Here is a 23,681-nt window from a genome sequence, read left to right as displayed (position 1 = left end):
GAAATCTCCCTTTTTGTCACTTTATCTGCTTAAATACTAAAGTGCTTTCAAAATTAACCGATAATAAAAGCAAAAGACTATTTTGGGGGCACTTAGGATGTTATTTAAACGATTTAAAAACCTTAAACTTGGTGTGAAGTATAATCTTGCACTTAGCATCTCGATTATCCTTTTCACGATTTCTGCATTTTTTATATACAATGAAATGCAAGAAATACAAGATCAATTATCTGCACTTGAGAGAAGAGGAGAGCGAGCAGTAAAAACAGCAGATATGGCTGGTATCTTTAGAGATAAAGATGGTCGAATCGCGGATTATATTAACTCACCGGAAGAAAAATTTGTTACTGATTTTGAAGAAAAAAGAGCATTATTTAATAGTCTTCAAGAAGAACTAAAAAGTTCGATTGATACCAAGAGAGAAGAAGAGCTTTTCACTTTTATTCAAAATAGTGATAACGAAATGAACAGAGTATTTTTGGAAGAAATTGTTCCGGAAGTAGAAAGTGGGAGTACGGAAGGCCTTGATGCTAACAGAAAATTAACTCACGCATTGAGCAATGAGGTTGTGGGTCATCTAGTAGAGCTAAAGGAAATGATTAACGAAGCCCGTGATAAAGCGATAGTTGCAACAGAGGCTAGTATTAAAGAGACGATCATAATCATCTTCAGTGCTATTCTCTTTAATATCATCATAGGAGTTATGATTGCATTTTTTGTGAACCGTCAAATTAAGCAAAAATTAAATAATGTTATCAATATGGCAACCGAGATCTCGAATGGAAATCTATTAGTGGAAGAAAGTGATTATGATAGTAAAGATGAAATTGGTCAACTTAGTGTGGCGATGAACTCTATGTTGGTTAATTTAAGAGACATGATCAAGCAGATTTCTTCTGTTTCGGAAAATGTATCAGGACAAAGTTTAGTGCTAACTCAATCTTCTGCAGAAGTAAGAGAAGGAAGCAGCCAAGTCGCAGTCACGATGCAAGAATTATCAGCTGGTGCAGAAACCCAAGCGAATGATGCATCAGAGCTGGCAGAAACAATGAGTGGCTTTGTAGATAAAATTAAAGAATCCAACTCTTTTGGAGAAACCATTGTGTTTTCTGCAGTTTCAGCACAAGGACTTACAGAGGAAGGCACTAGACTTATGGAATCCTCCATTAGTCAAATGGATAAAATTAATACAATTGTGAAAGAGTCTGTTGATAAAGTAAAACAACTTGATACTCAATCAAAGGAAATTTCAAACTTAGTTGGTGTTATCCAATCAATCGCTGAACAAACAAATTTACTTGCTTTAAATGCAGCGATAGAGGCAGCTAGAGCAGGGGAGCATGGTAAGGGATTCGCAGTTGTAGCTAGTGAGGTTCGTAAGCTGGCGGAGCAAGTTACTTTATCTGTTTCTGATATAACTGGAATTGTGAATAGCATTCAAACAGAATCAAACAATGTTGTGACGTCTTTAGAAGAAGGCTACAGTGAAGTTGAAAAAGGGACGAGTGATATTCAAACAACTGGAAAAACATTTGGGGAAATTCATCAGGCTATTACTGAAGTTGTAGATAAAATTCAAGGTGTTGCTATGAGGTTAAGTGATATCGACCATGAATGTGGAAAAATGAACAACTCGATTTCGAATATAGCTTCGATTTCAGAGGAATCAGCGGCAGGAATTGAGCAAACATCTGCTTCGATTCAGCAAACGAGTACTTCTATGGAAGAAATAGCTAGAAGTGCAGAAGGGCTAGAGAAATTATCTGATGACCTAAACGGCTTAATTAAAAGATTTGAAGCTTAATAGGGACAGGTGCGCTGTCCCAAAGGTCGGGACAGAGGGACAGGTTCACTGTCCCATAGGAGAAGGGGTATCCAATGGATCCCCTTCTTTATCTTCAATATGGAGAATTCATCCTAGCTTTTTAATGATGGGACAAGGTGCCTGTCCCCACGTCCCGCTTTAATTTTTATTGGCTAGTTTATTCAGTAACTCTTGAGCATTATTCTTAGCAGTACTTGTCTCGTCTTCTAGAATGTTTGCGAATAAAACAGACCCGTCACCAGTAAACTCAACCTCGAGAATACTACCTACTTCTATTCTATCCGGCAACTGATTGCGCGGAACATCAACCTGAACTGTTTCATCTGTTCTTAAGAGCAAAACAGCCAAGTCCTTTTCGAAGCGGTCAATTGTGTAAACTTTGGCTTTCACTAAAACACCCCATTAGAGTGGGACAAGGAACCTGTCCCCTTGTTAACGTTCTGTGTAAACTGTGATTTCCTGTCCGTCTGATGTCATGATGATGTCGCCGCTTTGGAGTGTTGTGTAGAGTTCTACTCCATAGCTTGTTAGACGGTCCATAACAGATGGGGCAGGGTGTCCGTAGCTATTATCTCCCACTGAGACAGCGGCTATAATTGGATCAACTGCTTCTAGGAATGCTTGAGATGTTGATGTGTCAGAACCGTGGTGGCCAACCTTTAACACTTCTGAGTCAAGGTTGTAGCCTTCTGCCATCATTTCTGCTTCGATCTCAGCATCCGCGTCACCAGTTAATAAGAAGTCAGATTCATCATATGATACCTTCAACACAACTGATGAATCGTTTGTATCACTGCTTTCTTCTAATGCGTTTAAAACCTCAATTGTAACTGCAGAATCTACGTTCAAAAATGAACCCTCTTTTGCAATTTCAAACGGAATATTCTTCTGATCAATAAGTGCCAGGTAATCCATATATGTTTGAGTTGTATGTGATTTACCTGAATCAACCACTTTTTTTACTTCAAATTGTTCTAAGACAGGCACCAGTCCGCCAATATGGTCTGCGTCAGGGTGAGTGGCAACCATTAAGTCAATCGTTTGGATTCCTAAGTCCGTAAGGTGTTGAACCAATTGATCTGCTTCAGATTCCTTACCACCATCAATTAAAACCGTTTTACCGTTAGGAGTAACTAATAACGTACTGTCACCTTGTCCAACATCAATGAAATGAGCTTCAAAAAGTCCTACACCTGAAAAGTCTTGAGGATTTCTAAGGTCTCCTTCTAAGCTTTCAAGATCTGTTTTAATAATAGAAGGAAGTGCTTTGTAGCCACCTGTATCCTTTATTTCATCTGCTCTATTTTTCAAACGATCTAACACTTTAAACTTAGAATCAATTTCACTAGTTTGACCGCTCTCAATTAAGTCAACGATCACGTACATTAAACGAAGCTGTGAAACCTCGTAGATCGTGCGTTCAACTGCAACTTTGGCTGGTGTAATATATTTTTCATTCAATGCTGAACGATTATTTGGACCTGAAACTTGTCCAATCTTTAATTCTGTTATGCGTAACTGCTTTGTAAATTGATCATATAGGAAGTCAACCTCATATATATCGCCACTATTTATTGCCACATTATATGTTGCAAGCAAGTGAGTAAGAAGATTTCCTTGGTGGTTAGCCTCAGTAGCACGTAATGATTTATTCACTCCACTTGGGAGCTGTTGATATCCACCAGCATCTTTAATTTCATCAGCTCGATCCTTTAAACGCTCAAGCATTTCTGTATTAGAAATAGCTTGCCCAATGTTCCCATTTCCAACATTTGCACTAATAACACTTAACAAACGGTACTGAGAAACTTCATAAATTGTTCTTTCAATCGCAATTTTTGAAGGTCTTATATACTGCTCATTTAAGCTTGAGCGATTAGATGAACCAGATACCTTCCCAATCTTTGATTCTACTAATTTTAATTGCTTCGTAAAAGCATCATATAGTCCATTTATTTTCGCGATATCTCCGCTGTTAATTGCCTGATGATAAGCTGATAATTTGGAATTGAGGATCTTACCTTGATTTACAGCATCTTGGTAAGCTACATTGCTCATATTTGTTGTAGGTGTGTTTGTAGTTGGAGTAGGGACCTTAACAATCTCACCATTTCTGTGATAGTGATATTCACCGGTTTCTAAGCCGTGCTGTGAACAGTTTGTACGACAAGTATGACCACCGTTAGAATCCAAACCTCCTGGAGATGCATTCGTTACAACTGGAGCTAATAATAATGTTGTACCTAGTAGTAGTGTGTTTACTAGTTTTCTCTTTAGTGTCAAAAGAATACCCCCTTATTTGATATCCATGGTCTATGGTAAAGGAAAAGAAATGGGATTTCCAGGGGGGATTATTGGAAATGAGACAAAGGGCCTGGTTCTGTGGCCCGTTATTTGTCCACCTTTGGAAAAAGAATAATGGGACAGTGAACCTGTCCCTATGGCAGTGCAGAAAAAGTCGAAAAAGTCACAAAGTTCTTTTTAAGGGTGTAGAGATTTTGGTATAATATAACTAGAGTCAATATCGGTATTTATAACTTTATAACTAGTAAATAATAAGAAAAAGGCAAACTTACTGAAAGGTGAGGACGCAAAGCTATGAGTCTAAGGCATTAGTGCTATGATCGTCAAGCTGCCATGAGCGTTAGGAAACACTATGGCAAATTTGAACCATAGTGTTTTTCTTTTTTATATAAAAATGAGGGGATAAACTATGCATATCATTATTATTGTTCTTGCTATTTTATTGACAATTTGGCCAGCAATAAAAATCATTAACGGAATTTTCAAAATAGGATTTGCTCTTTTCTCAGGTATTTTTAATACATTTGGAAAACTGTTAATTATCGGGCTTGTTCTTCTTGGGATTATTATGACATTTCCGTGGGGGATGATTCCTGGAGTGATACTATTTATTGTACTAAAGGCAGTAAAAAGCTAGTTGTTTTTATAGACTTTACTTTTTAAAAAAACCATATAATTCCCATAACTTACTTAAATATCAAAAAAATAAACCGATAATAATAAGTAGTTAGACCTAATATAAGCAGTATAGGTTAGAAAAATTCAAATTTAATTAATCTAGTAGATTCCCTATATTTATAGGTTTATTTCATAACTTCAAAATAAAGGAGCAATAGCATGGGTACAGCGATTGGAATTGATTTAGGCACAAGTAACTCAGCAGTAGCAGTTTATCGGAGAGGAAAAGTAGAAACCATTCCAGTAGATGGACGTAAAACAATGCCATCTGTTATTTCATATAAAGACAATGGCCAAATTCTTGTTGGAAATGCGGCAAAGGCACGACTTTATATTGATCCTCTAAACAGTATTGCTTCTTCCAAAAGATTCATAGGAAACAGAGACAAAGTGTATCACGTTCACAATAGAACCGTAACACCAGTTGATGTAGCGAAAAACATCCTTGAAAAAATTAGAGTTGAAGCAAGTAAGTACATAGGGGAAGAGGTTAAGGATGCCGTTATTACAATCCCAGCTTATTTCACTGATGAGCAACGTGAAGCAACAAGAAAAGCAGGAGAAATGGCAGGACTAAATGTTCTACGACTGCTGTCTGAACCAACTGCAGCGGCTATTGCTTATGGCCTGGATAAAGAACGCAACCAAACAATTATGGTGTATGACCTTGGTGGTGGAACATTTGACGTTTCTATTCTTAAAGTTGAAAACAACAACTTCCGCGTTGTGGCAGTTGATGGTGACAGCATGCTCGGTGGCGATGACTTCGATGAGGCGATCACAGAGTACTTAATGAAGAAGCTAAATGTATCAGGAAGTGTAAAAAATAGCAACAACGGATCTACTGCAATTCAGCAATTAAAAGAGGCTGTTGAGGAATTGAAAAAGGAATTATCAGAAAGCGATTTTGCTGATATTACAATTCCTGATATTTTTGGCACTCATTTAGATGAAGAAGTGGATATTCACACATTCAACCAACTCACTCAGTCTTTATTGGATCGTACAATTGATAAAATTCAAGAAGTACTTAAGGCAGCAGGGCTAACCAAAAATGATATTAGCCGAGTGATTCTCGTTGGTGGCTCGACAAGAATGAGAGCCGTTCAGGAGGTAGTGGCTAAACAGATCAAACAACCGTACATTGCAGATAATATTGATGAGATTGTTGCACAAGGCGCTGCGATTATGGCAGCTAATCTTTCTGCCCCTGATTTAGATTCGACACCAGTTCCAATTGAAGTAGAAGAGGTTACCTCACACTCGATTGGTATTGGGTTAATTGAAATGGAAACTAATGAGTTTAAAGTCTTTCACTTAATTAACAAAAATACAAAGTTGCCTTGTACAGGTGCTGAAATCTGCTTTACAATTCAACCTTATCAAAAAGAACTTCGGTTACAAGTGTATCGAACGGAATCAAGAATTCCGACTGATGAATCAAAAATTGGAGAGTTAACTTTAAAAATACACAAACCTCAAGCACAAGAAGTAATTGCTGTCGCTTTGTTTGAAATAGATCAAAGTGGAATCTTAACCTTCTCTAGTGCTGAGGTTGGAAGAGAATCATTAATTTTCCGTTCATATCAAGAAGATGGGAATTTAGATATTCCATTAATTGAGTCAATGCTTCATAGCGGTGATCTAAGACCAGTAAAAGTTGTTATAAACACTAATAAATAGGGGGAGTCAAAATTGGCAATTACAGAAAAAAACAGTCCATATATTCTAGGTATTGACCTTGGTACATCAAACTCGGCTGTATCTATTTACCGAAAAGGTAAGCCACATATGATCAAATTAGGGAAAGAACTAACACTTCCATCTGTTGTTAGCTTTCGTTCGGAGGATAATATCCAAGTCGGAGAAACAGCGAAAAGCCGTATCTTAATTGACCCAGAAAACACAGTTTCCTTTATTAAACGTGAAATGGGAACAGAATGGAGCCGTGAATTTTTCGGAGAGGTATATCGTCCAGAAGATATTTCGGCTGAAATTTTATCAAAGCTTCGTGAATATGTCATTAACCAAGAAGAAATCGATTTAAAAGGAACACCTGTTTATTCTGTCATCTGTGTTCCAGCAAACTTTGATGATAACAAAAAGCGTGCAACAAGAGAAGCAGCTGAATTAGCTGGTTTAAATGTTACGTACTTGCTAGAAGAGCCTGTTGCAGCTGCGATTGCATACGGAATGGAAGTGGGACGTAATCAAACAATCATGGTGTATGACCTTGGTGGAGGTACGTTTGACGTCTCAATTCTAAAGGTTGATAGTGTTTCCGAAGATTCTCCAGCTAAATTTACAATTCTAGCAAAAGAGGGAGATCCTCAGCTTGGTGGCTACGACATTGATCAAGCCATCATGAAGCTAGTAAATGATGATTTTAAAGAAAAAAGCAAGATTGATATATTCGACCTTGTTGCAGACCAAGGTGTGTCAGCAACAGATTTATTAGCGGCTCAGCAGCAGTTACAAGAAGCTTGTGAGCAAGCGAAAAAGGAATTATCTGAAGTAGACTTTGCAGCGATTGAAATTTCTAACTTAATTAAAGATGAGTTCGGAAACATTCACAATGTTGAATATGAGTTAACTCGTGATGATTTTGATGCAGCAATTGAGCCATTAATCAATCAAACAATGGATACGATGAAAAAAGCACTTGAAAATGCAAAGCTAACAACGAACGATATTTCCCGTGTTATTTTAGTTGGCGGATCTTCACGTATTCCATTAGTTAGTACAAAAATTAAAGAAATCTTAAATAAAGAGCCATACTCAAATATCGACCCTGATACAGTTGTGGCGCAGGGTGCCGCTGTATTTGGTGCAAGCCTTGGAGTTCCAACTGACAAATTGGAAGAAACAAATGAGGCTGAAAAAGAAGATCAACTAGATACTGAGATTGAAATGAATAACATTGTTACACATCATCTTGGTATTGAAATTCGTGGTGGACGCTTTAACGCAATCATTGAAAAAGGTGTTGAGCTAACAAACGAGCAGCCGACTGTTTCAAGTGAAAAAGTTTATAGCACTCCTGAAGATAATATGACAGAAATGCGTATTACAGTTTTCCAAACACCAGAGCTTGTTGAAAGTGTTGGTGACGAAAAATGCATTTGTATTGGTGAATTTTTCTTAACAGGTATTCCGCCAGCACCAAAAGGAAAGCACCGCATTTATGTTAATTTCACAGTAAACCAGCAAAATGAAGTGATTGTTTCGGCACGATTAGATGGTGAAGACAGTATCGCAAGTGAAATTACGATAAAAAGAGATTAGGAGTTTTAGATAATGTCAGAATTTAAAGATACATTGAAGAGTTTTGGAAAAACCCAGACTGATTATCAAGAAAAGGCAAACTCCTTAGACAAATGGAAAAATCAATTCCAAGGGCTTGAAACAGAAGTAACGAAACTTATGTCCTTTTTCGAACAAAAATATGAAGAATCAGCTGTAGACGATGACTTTTCAGAGGACGTTAAAGCAAAGCTTGAAAATCGCAGAGACGGAATCCGTTTGTCTGTGAAAAGTGCAAGCCGCCTTTTACGTAGGCTGAATCCTGAAAAGCCACTTGAAACGGAAATAGATGAGTTTATTAATGATGAAGTCATGAGAGAGAAGCTGATGTTTTCAGAACAGCAAGAAGCTAGTGTAGAACCCGAAGAGGCTGTCACGGAAACAATAGCACAGGAAAGTGATATTGTAACAGCGAACGAAGACCCGACCGAAGAAGGGGCAGAGATTGCTCCTTCACATGATGAAGAGGTTCTTGAAGAAGCTGCTGAAGCTGAAGAAGCAAACACAATCACGAATGAGGACCAGCAGATTGAATTACAAGAACAAGTAACTGTTCAACAACAAGACCAGAGTATTCAAGCAAAAATCGAACTCTTAAAAGAGGCGATTGAGAACAATCAACATGTGTTAGATCAACTCGATGAGCATAATCAAGCAGCACAAAAACGTTTCCTAACATTCATCGAAAAAGGTGTTGCACCTGTGTTGGATGGTCTTTTCAGTGGAGATAAATACGGAAAAGAACTTCTGGAGCAACTAAGCTCAGAGAATAGCGCAGATTGTGAAAAAGTTGAAAAATGGCTTGAAATCTATCAAATCCTAATGAATGAAATTAAACGACTTTTTGATATGTTTTCAATTGAGTATTTCAGCCCGGAAATCGGTGAGTCATTTAATGAATTAAAGCATGAGCCTATTGGGGTTGTGGAAGATCCTGCATTTCAAGATGAGCAAATCAAAGAAGTTGTGAGATATGGTTTAACTTTTATAAAAGAAGAATTTGATATTCGACCTGCACAGGTGATTGTTGTGAAAAATAAACAAGTTGTTGAGCAAAGAGGGAATGAAGATGAGGTTTGATAACGAAAAGAAGCCGGCACTCGGAATTGACTTAGGAACAACCTATTCCGCAATTGCAAGGTGGACGGAGAAAGGACCTAAGGTATATCAAACAAAGGGTGGAGATTATACACTGCCCTCTGTTGTTTACTTTGATGAACGCCAAGAAAAGCCGTTAGTTGGTAACCAAGCGTTGAAGCGTGCTTTCATTGATCCTGAAAACGCGATTATCGGTGTAAAACGAATGATGGATGATGGAGCGCAAAGTATTCGCCTGGGAGATAAAGAGTACACGCCGATTGAAATCTCATCAATGATATTACGAGATATTTATGAATATGCGGAAAAAACAACACCTGGATTTGATCCAACGGGTGTCGTAGTAACAGTTCCTTACTATTTTACAGCCCTGCAATGTACAAATACATCTGAAGCTGCCTCTTTAGCTGGATTGAATGTACTCGGAATTATTCAAGAACCTGTGGCCGCAGCTCTTGCCTATGGTATTCATGAAGAAGAAGCATTAAACGATGAGATTATCATGGTGTTTGACTTAGGTGGAGGAACCTTTGACTTAACCATCTTCCGATTAACAAATAGTAAGGAGAAACTTACGTTTGAAGTGCTTGCTACTGGTGGAGATGATCGTCTTGGTGGACTTGATTTTGACAAAGCGTTGGCTGAGTTAATAAAAGAAAAATCTCAATTGAATTTCTCAGGAGTTTCTAAAGAAGATGAAATAAAAGCCACTGCTTTATTAATGGAAGCAGCAAAGGAAACAAAGGAAATTTTATCGTATGAAGATTTTGCTGACATTATTAAGCCGAACATTCTTCCAAGTCAGCATATTGAGCTTGAGATCGAGCGTTCTGAATTTGAGGACAGCATTGAAAGCTATTTTGCAAAAATGGACATGATCATTGATAGTGTCATTGAAAAGGCGTCACTTTCTAAAAAGGATATAGACAGAGTTGTTAAAGTCGGAGGATCAAGCAGAATTCCGAAGATTGATGAGCTTCTTTCGCAAAAAATTGGCAATGCCAAAACGTACGGAAATATTGACCCAGATCTATGTGTTGCACAAGGAGCTAGTGTTTATGCAGCGTTTTTAGATGAGCGAATTGGCTGGTCAAAGGAAATCGAAATTAAAACCGCAACAGCTCATGCATTAGGTGTTGGGTTAAGTGATGGCAGGTTCAGTGTGTTAATTCCAAGTAACCGTCGTACTCCATGTGAAGCAACCCGGGTATTTACAACGAACACAGATAATTGTGAAGAACTTGATATTGATTTATATCAAGGCTCCTCCAAGTTTATCAAAAACAACAAGCGAATTGGTCGGATTCATGTAGCGGGACTAAAAAAATGTCCTGCAGGTGAACTGGACATCGATATTACCTTTAGAATTAACCAACAGCAATCTGTTTCGGTGACAATTGTTCAAAAGGAAAGCAACATCCGTAAAGTCGAAAATGTGAAATTAACATAAATAGCTTTGTAATAGGATAAGCGCTAATCCTATAAGCATTACAGGTAAGAAATTCTGATAACTACCACGGGGTAAATGTTTTTAAAAACAAAATCCCGTGGTTCATTCATGTGTTTTACTACAATAAAAAATGAAAGGATGGGTGCAGTGAAAATAGAAGGTTTTGACATCATAAAGAAGCTGTTTTCAACGAATAACGGCTTAACAGTCTATGTAGTAAAGCAAAACAATCAACTCTCAATCCTTCGTCTTGCTGATTATTCTAATAACAAAGACGGACTCACTCAAAGTAAATGGTACGAAATCTATGAGGACTATCAGCTGAATATTACAAATTATAAAAACTTGCCCCGTGTTTCAACAATCTCAATGCTAAACGATTCTCAAGTGTATGCATTGGTTGATTACGAGGAAGGTAAACCTTTATCAGATCTAGGTCAGCTAGGTCTTGATGCTACACACCAACTAATAGCGGCTGTTCGTCATTTGCATAGCAAAAAATTTGTTCATGGAGCCATTATTCCTGAAAACATTTGGATGACTAACGATGGAAAAGTGATTCTATACGGAGCAGGAGAGTATAAAGCATTAGAAAGTGCTAAAGAGCACCGTCAATCATCTGATATTAAACAGCTTTCATCACTTATCCAAAGCTACTCCAATATTGATGAAGGTGATCTTGAAAAGCTAACAATTGATAACCCAACGTCCGTTGATGAGCTTGAGTCGATGTTGGCTAATGCGAAAGAAGCAGAGAGAAAACCTGAAAAACCAACAGGTGGATTAGTTGAGAAAGAGAAGCCAAAGCCAACAAAAGAAGTATCAACACCTACTGATGTTGAAGAAAAGAAGGAACAACCAAAAGTAGAACAGGTTGAGCCACAAAAGCCGGTTACTGAGGAGCAACAAGAACAACCTAACCGTTCAGAACAAAATGAGCAGGAGAAAACGAGATACGTTAAACCGAAAAATAAATTTGTTTCGACGCTGAAGAAGCTCGGAATTGGCGTCGTATCAGTGCTAGCATTGTTATTTGTTATCGGGTTAGTTGTTGATTCTGATGATACGAATACATCAGTTGAACCAGCTCAAACAGAAGTAGCAAATGAAGTGGCAGAAGAGGAGACAAATGCTGCTGAAGTAGCGCCCGAAGAAACGGAGCCAGCTGAACCAGTTCAGCAGGAAAAACCTGTCCCATCCTTCACACAAGAACAAGTTGTAGGCTTTATGAATCAATATTCAGCTGCCTCGATTCAAGCTGTAAATGACCGAAACTTTGCCGTTGTGGAAAACCTAATTGATCCTAGTGGGGACACCTATAACACACAAAGAGAATATATCGATTATCTAGAAAGTAAAGGAATTACGGAGGAAATCATAAGTTTTCAGGTTGATGACTTTACTAAAGTTGATGCATCTACCTACAAAGTTTCAACATATGAACAGTATTATATTTATTATCAAGATGGCTCTGTGAATGAAAAAGGATTTAATAGCTCTTATATTATTAAAGTATTAGCAGACAATAGCTTAGCCGTTAATAAACTATTATATACGGAAGAAACATATTCTGAAACGGTTCGAGAAGCAACTGACTATTCGTATGAAGAAGATTCTTATTATGAAGATACGTTCTATTCAGAGGATACATCTGCTTACCTTGCAGGAACAGACTCATACCCTGTAGAATCTTTAGATGATAGTGGTGCGATTGAAAGTGCTGTACGTCTACATTATGGTAGTATTAGTAGTGATGATTTTGATACAGCTTATAATCTATTTTCTTCAAAACGGAAAAGTAAAGTAACTCAAAAAGGCTGGGTAAAAGGACTTCAAGCAAATATGTATGATGAGCTTACGTATATTGAAGTACAGCAAATAGAAGATAACAAAGGAAGGGCATATATTGAGATGACTTCTTATGATGATAATTCAGATGGAACAACTTTAGTTCAACAATGGTCAGGTTATTGGAATCTTGTGAAAGAAAGTGGCCGTTGGACTTTGGATGATCCAGAACTAAGTAAAGTAGGTTCATGGGTGGAGGCGCAATGAGACGAAGTAGAAAAAGAAAGCTTTACAAGCTTCAGCTAGTTGTAGCAATATCTACACTAATTGCTATTTGTACAGGGTTTCTTGTGTTCGCCATTTTAGACCAAACAAACTCGAGTGCTGGACCAAAAAGTGAAGCAGTAGAACAGCCTAAGGTCTCAAATGAGAAAACGGAAGACAGCAGTAATGAGGTAAAAACAGAACCTAAAGAAGAACCGGTGACTGACGAGAAGGGTCAGGAATCAAAGGAAAAAGTTGCTCAAACGTTGAGTTCGGAAAACAGCATTGAGCAAAAAGTTGATGCCATCTTGTCTGAAATGACACTTCAAGAGAAAATCGGACAAATGATGGTGGTTGGCTTTAACAGCACATCGATTGACGATCATATTACAAAAATGATTAAAGAATACCATGTTGGTGGTGTGATTCTTTTTGACCGCAACATGGAAAATCAAGAACAAGTGGCGTCATTAAATGGAGATTTACAGCAACTTTCAAAAGATGCAAATGGACTTCCTCTTATTCTTAGTATTGACCAAGAAGGTGGCCAAATTGTCCGAATGCGTGATCAAGTGTCACCGATTCCTTCGCAGCAGGAACTTGGTCAAAAAAATGATCCAAAGGAAGTTTATACAACTGCACAAAGAACAGGTAAAGAGCTGTTATCAATGGGCTTTACCGTTAACTTTGCACCCGTTTTAGATTTATCAGCAACAGACAGCCGTTCATTCGGTAAGGATCCTAAAAAAGTCGATAGTCTTGGTCGTCAGGTTGTTGCAGGTATGATGGATTCAGGTATCACTACAACGCTCAAACATTTTCCAGGTAACGGTCGAAGTGATGTTGATCCACACGTTGAAACATCGTCTGTTGAAGCGGACAAGCTTGACCTTGAAAACAGTGATATCTATCCTTTCAAGCAAATGATTAAAGATGTGGATAATGATCAATTCTTTGTCATGGTAACCCATATCAAGTACCCGGCTTATGACAAAGAAAACCCTGCCAGTATTTCAAAAGTGATCATGACAGATTTATTAAAGAAACAGCTTGGCTTTAAAGGTCTAGTTGTCACAGATGACCTAGAAATGGGAGCTGTTAACAAATACTTCACTTATGAAGATTTAGGAGCACAAGCCATCGCAGCCGGAGCAGACCTCCTACTCGTCTGCCACACACTAGAAAACCAAAAAGCCGTATTCAACGGAATTTTAAAAGCAGTAGAATCGAAGGAAATATCTGAAGAAAGAATTGACGATGCTGTGAGGAAGATTTTGACGCATAAGCTTAGTCGGCAGTAAAGTTAGTGCCTCTTCTTGGAGTTTGTCGAATGAAACGAAGTGACTTAATTAAATGTTTGTTCAAAAAACCTTACTCAAATGAGTAAGGTTTTTTGCTTTGGGGCAAGGGGACAGGTTCACTGTCCCATGAGCATGGGACGTGAACCGGCCCAAATCTCCCGCGAATTTTGTCGAGCTTAGAACAGTACTTTTTTATCTGAAAAAAATACATTTTAGTCCTTTAGGCCTTTTAACCCCTTTTTTATCTGATAAAAAAGTTGTGTTTTATGCGCTAGACCCTTGATATTACTGGGATTTAAGATTTACAGGTTGTAATTTTTCTAGACACATATATGACAATAATAGGATAATTGGATAGGTCAGGTATAAATGTAAAAAATAGGAGGATAAGTGAATGAGATTTTCGAAAATCGCATTTAGTTTGGTTTTAAGTGTAGTTCTAATTCTAACTCTTTACACTCCAGGTAAGGCTGAGGCATCATCAAAGGGAACTGCTGTTAATGCAGGGGAGTACCTTCTTTATTTGTTAAATGATTTTAATAAAAAAATTAACAGTGGCGAAATCTATGATATTGATGCACAGTACGATGCACTATCTAATCAAATCAAGAAAACGGAAAGAGCAATTGGAAGAGTTTCAGGATCTAGTACACGTAAATCTTTACAAGCAAAATATGTAAGACCTGCAAAGGTTGCAAGAGAGCGTGTTATTTATGAAGTGTCTCAATTTAGATTACTTAAGGCAATTGGAAAGAACGCAATCGCAAACAAGGTAAGCGTAGTAAATAGTGATTTACAGAAGCTTGATCGCTTAAAAAGAAGAGCGGTGGAGATTAAGAAAGCTGGTAACTATGCAGCTGTACCAGGATCAATCAATAAACAATTGGAAAGTATCGAAGTTCCTTTAAAAAATAATACGTTTGCCATTCCAGATCCAGCTGTAAGCTTTACGATTAACAATTACGAGCTTGATGTGCTATTGCTAGTTAATATGGAACGCCACGAAAATGGAATTAAACCATTAACAATACATAAAAAGCTAAGCGCAGTAGCAAGAAAGAAATCAAACGATATGTATGCAAGTAATTACTTTTCTCTTTATTCTTCAAAATATGGCTCAATTGAAGACCTATTAGAACGCTACGGCTTAACATCAGGCGGTGGAAGCTACGGTGTGAATATCGCCAAAAATTGGGGATCTGCACGTAAAACTGTTTCAGAATTACTAAACAGCTCACAAAACAGAGAGATTTTACTCCAAAATGACATTAGTTACTCTGGTGTTGGCGTTGATCATGACCATGTAACAATACTGCATATTGCAAACTAAGGGACAGGTTCCTTGTCCCATTTGGGACAAAGAACCTGTCCCCGCGTCCCGGGTCGATCTAACAAGATCGGCCTGTTTTTTTGTTTGGGAAGGACAATTTGTTAAAAATCGTTCAAAATACCTACCAAAAATCCAACACTTTTCTACAATTTTCATATAAAGTTATCCACTTTTCTAGTAAAATAAACACATTGGTATATTATTCTAATCACAGATTGAAAGGAGTTTGAAAGCTTGAAGAACCGACATATTTTCACGGCTATGTTTCTTACAGTCTTGTTATGTGTAGTTGGGTACATTTCTCCATCAAATGTATCGGCGGCAACTTCATACACATCGGTAGAGAAATTAGTCAGTGAAGCGGAAGAAGATGCAGAAGCCTTAAAATCGTATTATAATCTTAGTTCGTCAAAGCAAATTAATATTTCCTCCTCGTTTATGTCTGTTTATGACGAGTCAAAAGCTTCTATAAATGAGGCGCAAACAGCTATTTATAACTTAAGTGATTCTAGAAAAAGCGACTTACAAAAAAGATTAAATGCAGCTAATGTATATCGTCTTCGTGCTGCTTATTTAATTGATAGTGTAACAAACGGTGATACACTTCGTAAGTATATGCAACAGTTTGAGTCCGCTATTAATAAAGGACAAATCAGTGAGATTAATAGTCAATATGATAAGTATTCCACACAGTTAAAAAAGGTGGAAGCAACAATTGGTAAAGTGTACGGATCAACATCTCGCCGTATTCTTCTTGATTATTACATAACACCTGCAAAAGTTGCTAAGGAACGCGTTATTTACGAAGTTTCTCAATTTCGATTATTAAACAAAATCAATACGTACATTACTCAAGGAAGTTTAACACAAGCAAATAGCAATTTTGCTGTTTTACAAAGGTTGAAAAATAGAGCAGTAGAAATTAAAAAAGCTGGTAATTATGCAAACGTACCAACCTCTATTACACAATCTTTACTTCAAACTGAACAAAAGCTGAAGAAAGATTATGCAGCTGGTGGAAACTCAGGTTCATCTCCAGTTGAAGCAGTAGTCACAGCTAGTGCGTTAAATGTTCGTTCAGAGCCGTCATTAGATTCAGATGTTGTCGGGAAGCTTTATAATGGAGACAGTGTAACAGTATATAAGTTTGTTGGTGATTGGGCACAAATTAAGGTGAATGGTACCGTTTGTTATGTGCATAAAAATTACCTTGTTATCGGTTCTTCTCAAGAAACAGGAGACGCGTTGTTATCGGGTAAAGTAATTGGCATTGACCCTGGTCATGGTGGTAAGGATTCCGGTGCTGTAGGCTTTGGCCTTAAAGAAAAGGATATTGTGCTGGATGTTGGCTTAAAGGTACAGAAGTTGCTTGAAGCTGAGGGTGCAAAGGTCGTCATGACAAGAAAAGATGATACGTTCTTGGAACTACAAGATCGGGCAAAGGTTGCAAATAATGCGAAAACTGATATCTTCATCAGTTTGCACATTAATGCTGCCACTAGTGAATCGGCTAATGGAACAGAAACATATTGGAACGGAAATTATGAAAGTGCTGCGAGTAAAAAGTTAGCAGAAAAAATTCAAACTAGATTAATAGAAAAGCTAGGTACTAGAAATCGCGGAGTAAAAGATGCTGGTTTCTATGTGATTAAGTATACGACTATGCCTAGCGTACTGGCTGAGCTTGGTTTTATTTCGAACGAAGCTGAAGCAGCTAGACTAAAAACGAGCCAATTCCGTGATAATGCAGCGGAAGCAATCTTATTGGGAGTTTTGGATTATTATAAGTAGACCATATGGAGAAGGGTGCAAAAGGTTGTGCTCTTCTTTTTTCTGTACTTATCACTCTTAAATCTACTAAAATATGCTAAAAATTCATTTTTATGTTAGGATAATAAGGTAAAAATGTAATAGGATTTAAGGAGGATATTAGGTTAAAGAAGTTTATTTTTATGCTGACCGTTGTGCTTATCACATGTACTGTAAGCACGACATATGCAAATACGGCAGCGAATCAAGCAAAAAGCAATGGTGAAAGATTATTAGAAAGGCTAGCAACTTTTGAGGAAACAATAGCTTCAGGTGAAATTAGGGCAATTGATAGTCAATATGATGCACTATCAAATGAGATTAAAAAGACTGAGCTTTCAATTGGAAAAGTGTCAGGTAAATCAAATCGTGACTATTTAAATAATACATATGTTAAACCAGCCAAAATTGCAAGAGAGCGTGTTATTTATGAAGTTTCTCAGTATAGATTACTCTTGATTATTGAAAATCAAGTTTACGAAGATAATGTAGAGAAAGCTAAAGCAAACCTTGAAAAGTTGGAGAGATTAAAGAAACGTGCTGTAGAAATTAAGAAGGCTGGTGGATATGAAGCTCTTCCAGAAGCTGTTGATTTTGACTTAAGATATACAGAAGACTATTTAGCAGGCATTATTACACCACGAGGCATTTATATTTCAGATGTTGACCTTGAGTGGGAGTCTGTTACTGTTATGAATGATACAAACGAAACAGTTGATATTTCAGGCTGGTACTTAATCAGTGAAGAAGGCAATCAACGCTATGATTTTCCAGAAGGCTCAACAATGGAAGCTGGCTACTACATAGCTGTCCTATCAGGTCCAGATGCTTATGATGGCGCTTATGAACAACTATGGACAACAAGCTATATGTGGAATAATAATGGAGATGCTGCATTGTTATATAATGCTGACGGTGAACTTGTTAGCGAATATAGATAAAATAGAAACCTGTTCCGCTACTGGAACAGGTTTCTTCTACTTCTATTAATATAGCGTAAACTCCACAGCCACATCATTTCCTTCAAAATCAAGATAGTGTAAAGTAATCACACCATTTTCAAAGAAGATTTCGCCTGTTCTTATTTCATCGCTATCGTCCCAAGAAAGGTCATATTCAAAGGTTGCTTTTGTTCCGTCAAAGCTTTTTAGTGTTGCCATGAAAACATCGTCACCGTAAGTTGGTGATTGATAGCCTAACCAGAAACCATTTTCCACTTCTGGATTAGCTCCAAGAATAAAATACTCGTTTGGGCTGCTGGAGTTTAAATACCCGTAAGTAGATAAAAGGTTAATTAATAGCTTTAATTGATCGCCATTTTTATATGATTCAAAAATTTCTACTACTGTTTCTTCGTAGTAATCTAATGTTAAGGCTACTTCTTCAGGAAGCTGTTCATATCCGCCTGCTTCTTTAATTTCTACTGCACGTTTTTTAAGGCGCTCAAGCTTTTGGAAAGCTGCTTCAGCTTCTGTAAATTGGTTGGAGCTTTGTAGGCCAAGGATAATATGTAGTAATCGCAGCTGTGATACTTCATAAATCACTCTTTCTCTAGCAATTTTGGCTGGTGTTACATACTTTTCTAGTAAGGCACGGCGGTTTGTTTTACCTGAAACCTTGCCAATTGCTCGTTCTGTCTTTTTGATCGCTGCTGAGTAGTCATCATAAGATAAGTCAATAAGTTCTAAGTTTCCAGCATCAATCGAGTCTTCAAACGATAAACGTAGTTCTGTTAAAACTTTTCCACTTTTGTCAGCATCTTTGTAAGCGACACTAGTTGCAGCGGATGCTTGTGTTGTTACCCCAATGGTTAGAGCAATCACAAGAATAACTAATTTACTAAAGAAATTTTTCACGTGCTTTCCTCCCGGATCATGAAATTGTTACAACTCATTTATTATAACTGGAGAATTCGGCTAATTTTGTCGGAATTAGTCAATGGTGCCTACCAAATTTTCTGAGTAGAAAGAGGCGGGAAGCAGGTTATTGCAACTATTCCTAGTTTCTTTGCGATTTTAGTTTTTCCTTTGCAACTTCTGGATAGTTTGCAATTTCAATGTGCATTTTTGCAACTTATCCAATTTTTTTGCATGTATAGAATTCTTACTCTCAATAAGGAGATCAGTATAGATCAACTGGTGAAAGGATATTCTGTATGAAAAAAACCTCTAACTTAGAGAAAAGGAATGAAAAAACATGCGAATCTTCTCAAGATTTTTGTTTTACCTTAGCAGTATTTCAGGTGCTTTACTTCTTTCTGCGATCCTTTTAGATGTATTTATGTTTAAAGAAGAAGTGATGTTTGAGCTGAATGAATATCTTCAGTGCTTTGCTTTGATTTTTTTAGCTGTTGCTATTAAGTATACGATGATTCCTTTTTACGACCGGAAAAAGGAGGGGTAGGCATAAAAAAGGTGACTCATACACACGATATATGAGTCACCTTATTATGGTTTCTATAGTTTTGCTCGTAAGTTTTCTTCTAGCTTAGTTAGGTCTGAAGAAATACGACCTGGTAGGCTTCTATAGCCGCCTGCTTGCTTAATTTCGATCGCACGGCGCTTGAGTCGGTCTAGTTTTGAAAGCTCGCTCTTGGCTTGATCGATTTTATTAGATGAGATTAACACATCAATTTTTAGTAATAGGCGATAAATCGATACTTCATAAATGGTTCTTTCCACTGCGATTTTGGCAGGAGTGATGTATTGATCATTAAGTGCTTTACGATTGGCGCTTCCGTATACCTGACCAATGGCTACCTCTGTTGTTCTAATTTTGCGTGTGAAGGAATCGTATAGATTATTCACATTCGCTATGTTGGCACTACCGATGGCTTGATTAAAGTGGGTAAGAGATATTTGTGTAATCGTGCCTTGAACAGTTGCTTCAAGAGATTGAAGTGATCGGCCAATTTTAGGGTTTAGCGCTTCATAATTACCAGCATTTTTGATGGCAATAGCGCGTCGTTTTAAGCCGGCTAGCTTTGCGATCTCATTTTCTGCATGTGTTAATTTATTTTTTGAAAGGTGCTCCTCAACGGTCTTTAATAGTCGATATTGAGATATTTCATAAATGGTTCGTTCCACAGCTACTTTAGCAGGGCGAACATAGGTTGCTTCAAGCTGATCACGGTTGCTTTTTCCACTAACTTTTCCAATTGCGATTTCTGTTGCTTTTAATTGTTTTGTAAAGCGGTCATATAGGCTATTCATATTTGTAACAGAGCCAGCATTCATTGCTGCTTGGTAATTTGATAATTCATTAAGAAGGGCGTTGCCTGCTTTTTGAGCATTCACTTTATTGAGTACATCTGGAGATAAATAGTTATGCTTCACTGCAAGCTCTTCAAAAGATGAACTTGAATTTGTGATCACAACTGTTGTGTATAACTCAACTTGCGAAAATAGCCAGCGTACTTCGCTATTGTGCATTCTCACACAACCAGAGCTAACATATCTTCCAATCGAGCTTTCGTTACTGTTGCCGTGAATGGCATATGTTGTTCCATATGTACCTCTTGCATCTAATCCAAGCCAGCGGTCTCCTAATGGGTTACGCGGATCTCCGCCAGGTATGTTTTTCGTATAATAAGGACGGTTTTTGATTTTATTTACAATTCGAAATCTGCCCTCAGGAGTGTATGAGTCCTTTCTTCCGGTTGCTACATCAAATACTTTTACAAGCTTCCAGTTATCAAAAAATGCTAGTTTGTTAGTTGCTTTGTTAATAATGATAAATTGGTCATTTCCTGCTGCCTGCGCTGGTTGTTGTAATCCTAAAAAACATCCGATCACAAAAAGTAAAATTATCCCGATTTTCTTCAATACTCTCACCCACTAATTATTAGATTCTTTTTGTCTAGTATAAAGTTTGCTAGATGAAAAAAATGTAAAAAACTGGAGCGAATGCTATGTGTTTTTGTAGATAGAAAGGTTTTATTTCGACATGCTCTTACTTGTTGCTTTCCTCTCATTTTTTCTGAAAAAACCAAAATAGTCCAAAAAAGTAAGTAAAAAGTTAGATATATTATCTGACTTATGTCTAGTAAACTAGTAAGTTGTATACTATACTCATTTTGGGATGACTGAAAACGTCTTCTTCAGTTTTTGATTGTGGCTGTATTTTTATAAACAAACGAAAAAGGGGAGCTTTTTTTAAAATGAAAAAAACAAAAAAAGTATCACAAGTAGTAGCTACTTCAGCAATTATCACAGCAGCTTTTGTCGCAGCAGGTCCACAGGTGGAGGCAGCATCAAACGTTCAAAGCGCTGTCGCAGAGGCACATGTTTCAGCGAACAAGCTAGTGAAGTTTTATGATGTGAGAAATCAACAAAAAGTTACGATTTCAACTGACTTTTCTACAGCATATGCAAAAGCAAGTGAAGATATTAAAAAAGCTGAAAAAGCGGTGCAGCAACTAAAAGATGGTTCAGAAAAGAAGAATCTAACAGCACAGCTTAATGTAGCCAAAGATAAATTGTTAAAAGCAGCTAGAATCATTGATGCAATTAAAACTGGACAAGATCTACAAACATTACAAGAGACGTTAAACGGACTAGTGGAAGCTGATACATTAAATACAGAGCTTGTTGACGCGTATCATGCATTATCCTTACAAATGAGCAAAGCGGAAAGAGTATTCAGTAAGGTGTACGGTGAAGGAAATCGACAAGTAATCCGCGACGCATTTTTAGTAGATGCAAAAATTGCAAAAGAAACGGTTATTTACGAAGTTTCTATGCATACCCTACAAAATCAAATTGATCAATTATTAGTAGACAATAAAATAGATGAAGCGAAGGCTGCTTACGAAAAGCTCAATCGCTTAGAAACAAGAGCCGTTAAGATTAAAGAAGCAGGAAATAAACTACACCCAGGTAAGTACCCGGATCTACCTGAAATGGCGAAAAAAGCAAAAGAACGCAAAGACAAGATCAAAGAAAATCTTCCATTTGAATTATCTCTTATGCACACAAATGATACACATGCACACATCGAAAACATCGCAAAGTTTGTAACAGCTGTGAATGAAGTAAGAGAGGAAAATCCAGAAGCACTTTTACTAAATGCAGGAGATGTTTTCTCTGGAACTCTATACTTCAATGAATTCAAAGGACAAGCAGACCTTGAATTTATGAATCTTGTAAAATATGATCTTATGACGTTTGGTAACCATGAATTCGACCTTGGCTCAAGCCCTGAAGGACATAAGGCATTAGCTGATTTCGTAAAAGGTGCCGAGTTCCCATTTGTTAGCACGAACGTTGACTTTTCAGCGGATGAGAACATGAAGAACCTATTTCATGATGAAATTACTGAAGAGCCTGCTAATGGTCAAGCTTATAGTGGTGTTATCAAAGAAGTTAACGGTGAAAAAGTTGGTTTCTTCGGTTTAACTACAGAAGAAACAGCTACTCTCTCAAGCCCAGGTAGCGTTGTTTTTGAAGATTACATTGCTGAAGCGGAAAAAGCAGTTGCGGCATTTGAAGCAGAAGGTATTAACAAAATCGTTGCGATTACACATATCGGCTATGATGACAATGTAGAATATGATAATGACCTTGAGCTTGCGAAAATGGTAGATGGTATTGACATTATCGTTGGTGGTCATAGTCATACGAAGCTAGACACTGGAACTGTTGTTAACAAAGACGAAGCAGGTGTGGAAAAGGATCCAACTTTAATTGTTCAAGCTAGCCAATACGGTGAATATCTAGGTACTGTAGATGTTGAATTTAATAATGAAGGTATCATCACAAATGAAGCAGCTCAATTAATTAAAGTAGCAGACAAAGTAGAAAATGCAGAAGCAGCAGAATTGCTGAAAAAATACTCAGATCAAATTGCTACAATCAGAGACACTTCAACAGGTGCAACAGCAGCAAAAGAACTAGCAAATCCACGTACAACAGCTGAAGATCCAACAGCACCAAGTGTACGTAACAGTGAGACAGAATTAGGTAACTTGATCACAGATGGTATGCTAGCTAAAGCGAAACAATTTAAGCCAAATACAGTCATTGCGATGCAAAATAGTGGCGGAATTCGTGCTTCTATTGATGCAGGTGAAATTACGTTAGGTGATGTGTTAACCGTATTACCATTTGGAAACACACTAGCAACAATGAACCTAACTGGAGCGGAAATCTTAACTGCCCTTGAACACAGCGTAGGACAGGCACCAAACGAAAGTGGTGGATTCTTACATGTTTCAGGCATGAAATTCACTTATGATAGCAGCAAGCCAAAAGGTGAGCGTGTCGTAACAGTTGAAGTAGAAGAAACAGAAGGTAACTTCGTTCAACTTGACCCAGCAAAAGAATACGCAATCGCAACAAATGCCTTCACAGCAAAAGGTGGAGACGGCTATACAGTCTTCGCTGATGCGTACGCTGCAGGACGCGTAACAGACTTAGGTTTATCTGATTGGGAGAACTTAAGAGATTATGTGGCGAATCTTGTGACGGTTGAACCAGTGATTGAAGGTCGTATTGTGGATGTAGCGGAATAATGTAGTTTTTAACCAAGCCC

General features: G+C 37.6%; 17 protein-coding genes and 1 riboswitch. Of the genes, 13 read left to right on the top strand and 4 right to left on the bottom strand.

All coding sequences use genetic code 11. The features are described 5' to 3' along the window. Positions 1–97: 97 nt before the first annotated feature. Positions 98–1,804 carry a methyl-accepting chemotaxis protein gene (locus tag LPC09_RS22905; protein WP_231308472.1) on the top strand — a complete coding sequence of 569 codons (1,707 nt, stop codon included), beginning with the start codon at positions 98–100 and terminating at the stop codon, positions 1,802–1,804. Between the two features lie 159 nt (positions 1,805–1,963). Here the strand turns inward: LPC09_RS22905 and LPC09_RS22900 are convergent, their stop codons facing one another. Together LPC09_RS22900 and LPC09_RS22895 are read right to left on the bottom strand one after the other, a co-directional pair. Continuing rightward, entirely contained in the window at positions 1,964–2,215 is a 252-nt protein-coding gene (locus tag LPC09_RS22900; protein ID WP_231308471.1) for a DUF3006 domain-containing protein, read from the bottom strand. Between the two features lie 42 nt (positions 2,216–2,257). Further along, a complete protein-coding gene (locus LPC09_RS22895) occupies positions 2,258–4,108 on the bottom strand; it encodes an MBL fold metallo-hydrolase (RefSeq protein WP_231308470.1) in 1,851 nt (616 codons plus the stop codon). A gap of 272 nt (positions 4,109–4,380) precedes the next feature. Continuing rightward, positions 4,381–4,465: riboswitch (cyclic di-GMP riboswitch) on the top strand. Positions 4,466–4,538: 73 nt separating this feature from the next. Here LPC09_RS22895 and LPC09_RS22890 point away from each other — a divergent pair. The 10 genes from LPC09_RS22890 (at position 4,539) to LPC09_RS22845 (ending at position 18,091) form a co-directional block, all read left to right on the top strand. Beyond that, on the top strand, positions 4,539–4,766 hold the full coding sequence (locus tag LPC09_RS22890) for a hypothetical protein (protein WP_231308469.1): 228 nt from the start codon (positions 4,539–4,541) through the stop codon (positions 4,764–4,766). Positions 4,767–4,966: 200 nt separating this feature from the next. Continuing rightward, complete coding sequence (locus LPC09_RS22885) at positions 4,967–6,490, top strand: Hsp70 family protein (RefSeq protein WP_231308468.1); 1,524 nt, start codon at positions 4,967–4,969, stop codon at positions 6,488–6,490. A 12-nt stretch (positions 6,491–6,502) separates the two neighbouring features. After that, on the top strand, positions 6,503–8,092 hold the full coding sequence (locus LPC09_RS22880; protein ID WP_231308467.1) for an Hsp70 family protein: 1,590 nt from the start codon (positions 6,503–6,505) through the stop codon (positions 8,090–8,092). Positions 8,093–8,104: 12 nt separating this feature from the next. Beyond that, positions 8,105–9,190 (top strand): nucleotide exchange factor GrpE, encoded by a 1,086-nt coding sequence (grpE, locus tag LPC09_RS22875; RefSeq protein ID WP_231308466.1) that lies wholly within the window; start codon positions 8,105–8,107, stop codon positions 9,188–9,190. Beyond that, entirely contained in the window at positions 9,180–10,658 is a 1,479-nt protein-coding gene (locus LPC09_RS22870; protein WP_231308465.1) for an Hsp70 family protein, read from the top strand. The genes grpE and LPC09_RS22870 overlap by 11 nt, the downstream gene beginning before the upstream one ends. A gap of 147 nt (positions 10,659–10,805) precedes the next feature. After that, complete coding sequence (locus LPC09_RS22865; RefSeq protein WP_231308464.1) at positions 10,806–12,713, top strand: TcaA NTF2-like domain-containing protein; 1,908 nt, start codon at positions 10,806–10,808, stop codon at positions 12,711–12,713. After that, positions 12,710–14,011, top strand: coding sequence for a beta-N-acetylhexosaminidase (nagZ, locus tag LPC09_RS22860; protein WP_231308463.1), 1,302 nt, complete (start codon positions 12,710–12,712; stop codon positions 14,009–14,011). Before LPC09_RS22865 ends, nagZ begins: the two co-directional genes overlap by 4 nt. Before the next feature lie 394 nt (positions 14,012–14,405). Further along, entirely contained in the window at positions 14,406–15,341 is a 936-nt protein-coding gene (locus LPC09_RS22855) for a CAP domain-containing protein (protein WP_231308462.1), read from the top strand. 234 nt (positions 15,342–15,575) lie between these two features. Beyond that, positions 15,576–17,132, top strand: coding sequence for an N-acetylmuramoyl-L-alanine amidase (locus LPC09_RS22850; protein ID WP_231308461.1), 1,557 nt, complete (start codon positions 15,576–15,578; stop codon positions 17,130–17,132). Between the two features lie 161 nt (positions 17,133–17,293). Continuing rightward, positions 17,294–18,091, top strand: a complete 798-nt coding sequence (locus tag LPC09_RS22845; protein WP_231308460.1) for a lamin tail domain-containing protein — start codon at positions 17,294–17,296, stop codon at positions 18,089–18,091. A gap of 45 nt (positions 18,092–18,136) precedes the next feature. Here the strand turns inward: LPC09_RS22845 and LPC09_RS22840 are convergent, their stop codons facing one another. After that, the gene (locus LPC09_RS22840; protein WP_231308459.1) at positions 18,137–19,006 is read right to left on the bottom strand and encodes a hypothetical protein; all 870 of its coding nucleotides are present in this window, start codon (positions 19,004–19,006) and stop codon (positions 18,137–18,139) included. Between the two features lie 340 nt (positions 19,007–19,346). Here LPC09_RS22840 and LPC09_RS22835 point away from each other — a divergent pair, with 340 nt between their 5' ends. Beyond that, complete coding sequence (locus tag LPC09_RS22835; protein WP_231308458.1) at positions 19,347–19,553, top strand: hypothetical protein; 207 nt, start codon at positions 19,347–19,349, stop codon at positions 19,551–19,553. A gap of 53 nt (positions 19,554–19,606) precedes the next feature. On the opposite strand, the gene LPC09_RS27435 is transcribed toward LPC09_RS22835, so the two are convergent. After that, positions 19,607–20,974, bottom strand: a complete 1,368-nt coding sequence (locus tag LPC09_RS27435; protein WP_269217403.1) for a L,D-transpeptidase family protein — start codon at positions 20,972–20,974, stop codon at positions 19,607–19,609. Between the two features lie 335 nt (positions 20,975–21,309). On the opposite strand from LPC09_RS27435, the gene LPC09_RS22820 reads away from it, so the two are divergent. Beyond that, the gene (locus LPC09_RS22820; protein ID WP_231308457.1) at positions 21,310–23,661 is read left to right on the top strand and encodes a 5'-nucleotidase C-terminal domain-containing protein; all 2,352 of its coding nucleotides are present in this window, start codon (positions 21,310–21,312) and stop codon (positions 23,659–23,661) included. The last annotated feature ends 20 nt before the right edge of the window (positions 23,662–23,681 follow it).

It is taken from the genome of Metabacillus sp. B2-18 (genome assembly GCF_021117275.1).
In the GTDB taxonomy this organism is placed as follows: Bacteria; Bacillota; Bacilli; order Bacillales; family Bacillaceae; genus Metabacillus.
This window is presented reverse-complemented; position numbering and strand designations above follow the sequence as displayed.

Bases quoted from the DNA above. Each gene is read 5' to 3' on its own strand.
- LPC09_RS22905 (WP_231308472.1), top strand. From the start codon at position 98: ATGTTATTTAAACGATTTAAAAACCTTAAACTTGGTGTGAAGTATAAT.
- LPC09_RS22890 (WP_231308469.1), top strand. From the start codon at position 4,539: ATGCATATCATTATTATTGTTCTTGCTATTTTATTGACAATTTGGCCA.
- LPC09_RS22885 (WP_231308468.1), top strand. From the start codon at position 4,967: ATGGGTACAGCGATTGGAATTGATTTAGGCACAAGTAACTCAGCAGTA.
- grpE (WP_231308466.1), top strand. From the start codon at position 8,105: ATGTCAGAATTTAAAGATACATTGAAGAGTTTTGGAAAAACCCAGACT.
- LPC09_RS22870 (WP_231308465.1), top strand. From the start codon at position 9,180: ATGAGGTTTGATAACGAAAAGAAGCCGGCACTCGGAATTGACTTAGGA.
- nagZ (WP_231308463.1), top strand. From the start codon at position 12,710: ATGAGACGAAGTAGAAAAAGAAAGCTTTACAAGCTTCAGCTAGTTGTA.
- LPC09_RS22855 (WP_231308462.1), top strand. From the start codon at position 14,406: ATGAGATTTTCGAAAATCGCATTTAGTTTGGTTTTAAGTGTAGTTCTA.
- LPC09_RS22845 (WP_231308460.1), top strand. From the start codon at position 17,294: ATGCTGACCGTTGTGCTTATCACATGTACTGTAAGCACGACATATGCA.
- LPC09_RS22835 (WP_231308458.1), top strand. From the start codon at position 19,347: ATGCGAATCTTCTCAAGATTTTTGTTTTACCTTAGCAGTATTTCAGGT.
- LPC09_RS22820 (WP_231308457.1), top strand. From the start codon at position 21,310: ATGAAAAAAACAAAAAAAGTATCACAAGTAGTAGCTACTTCAGCAATT.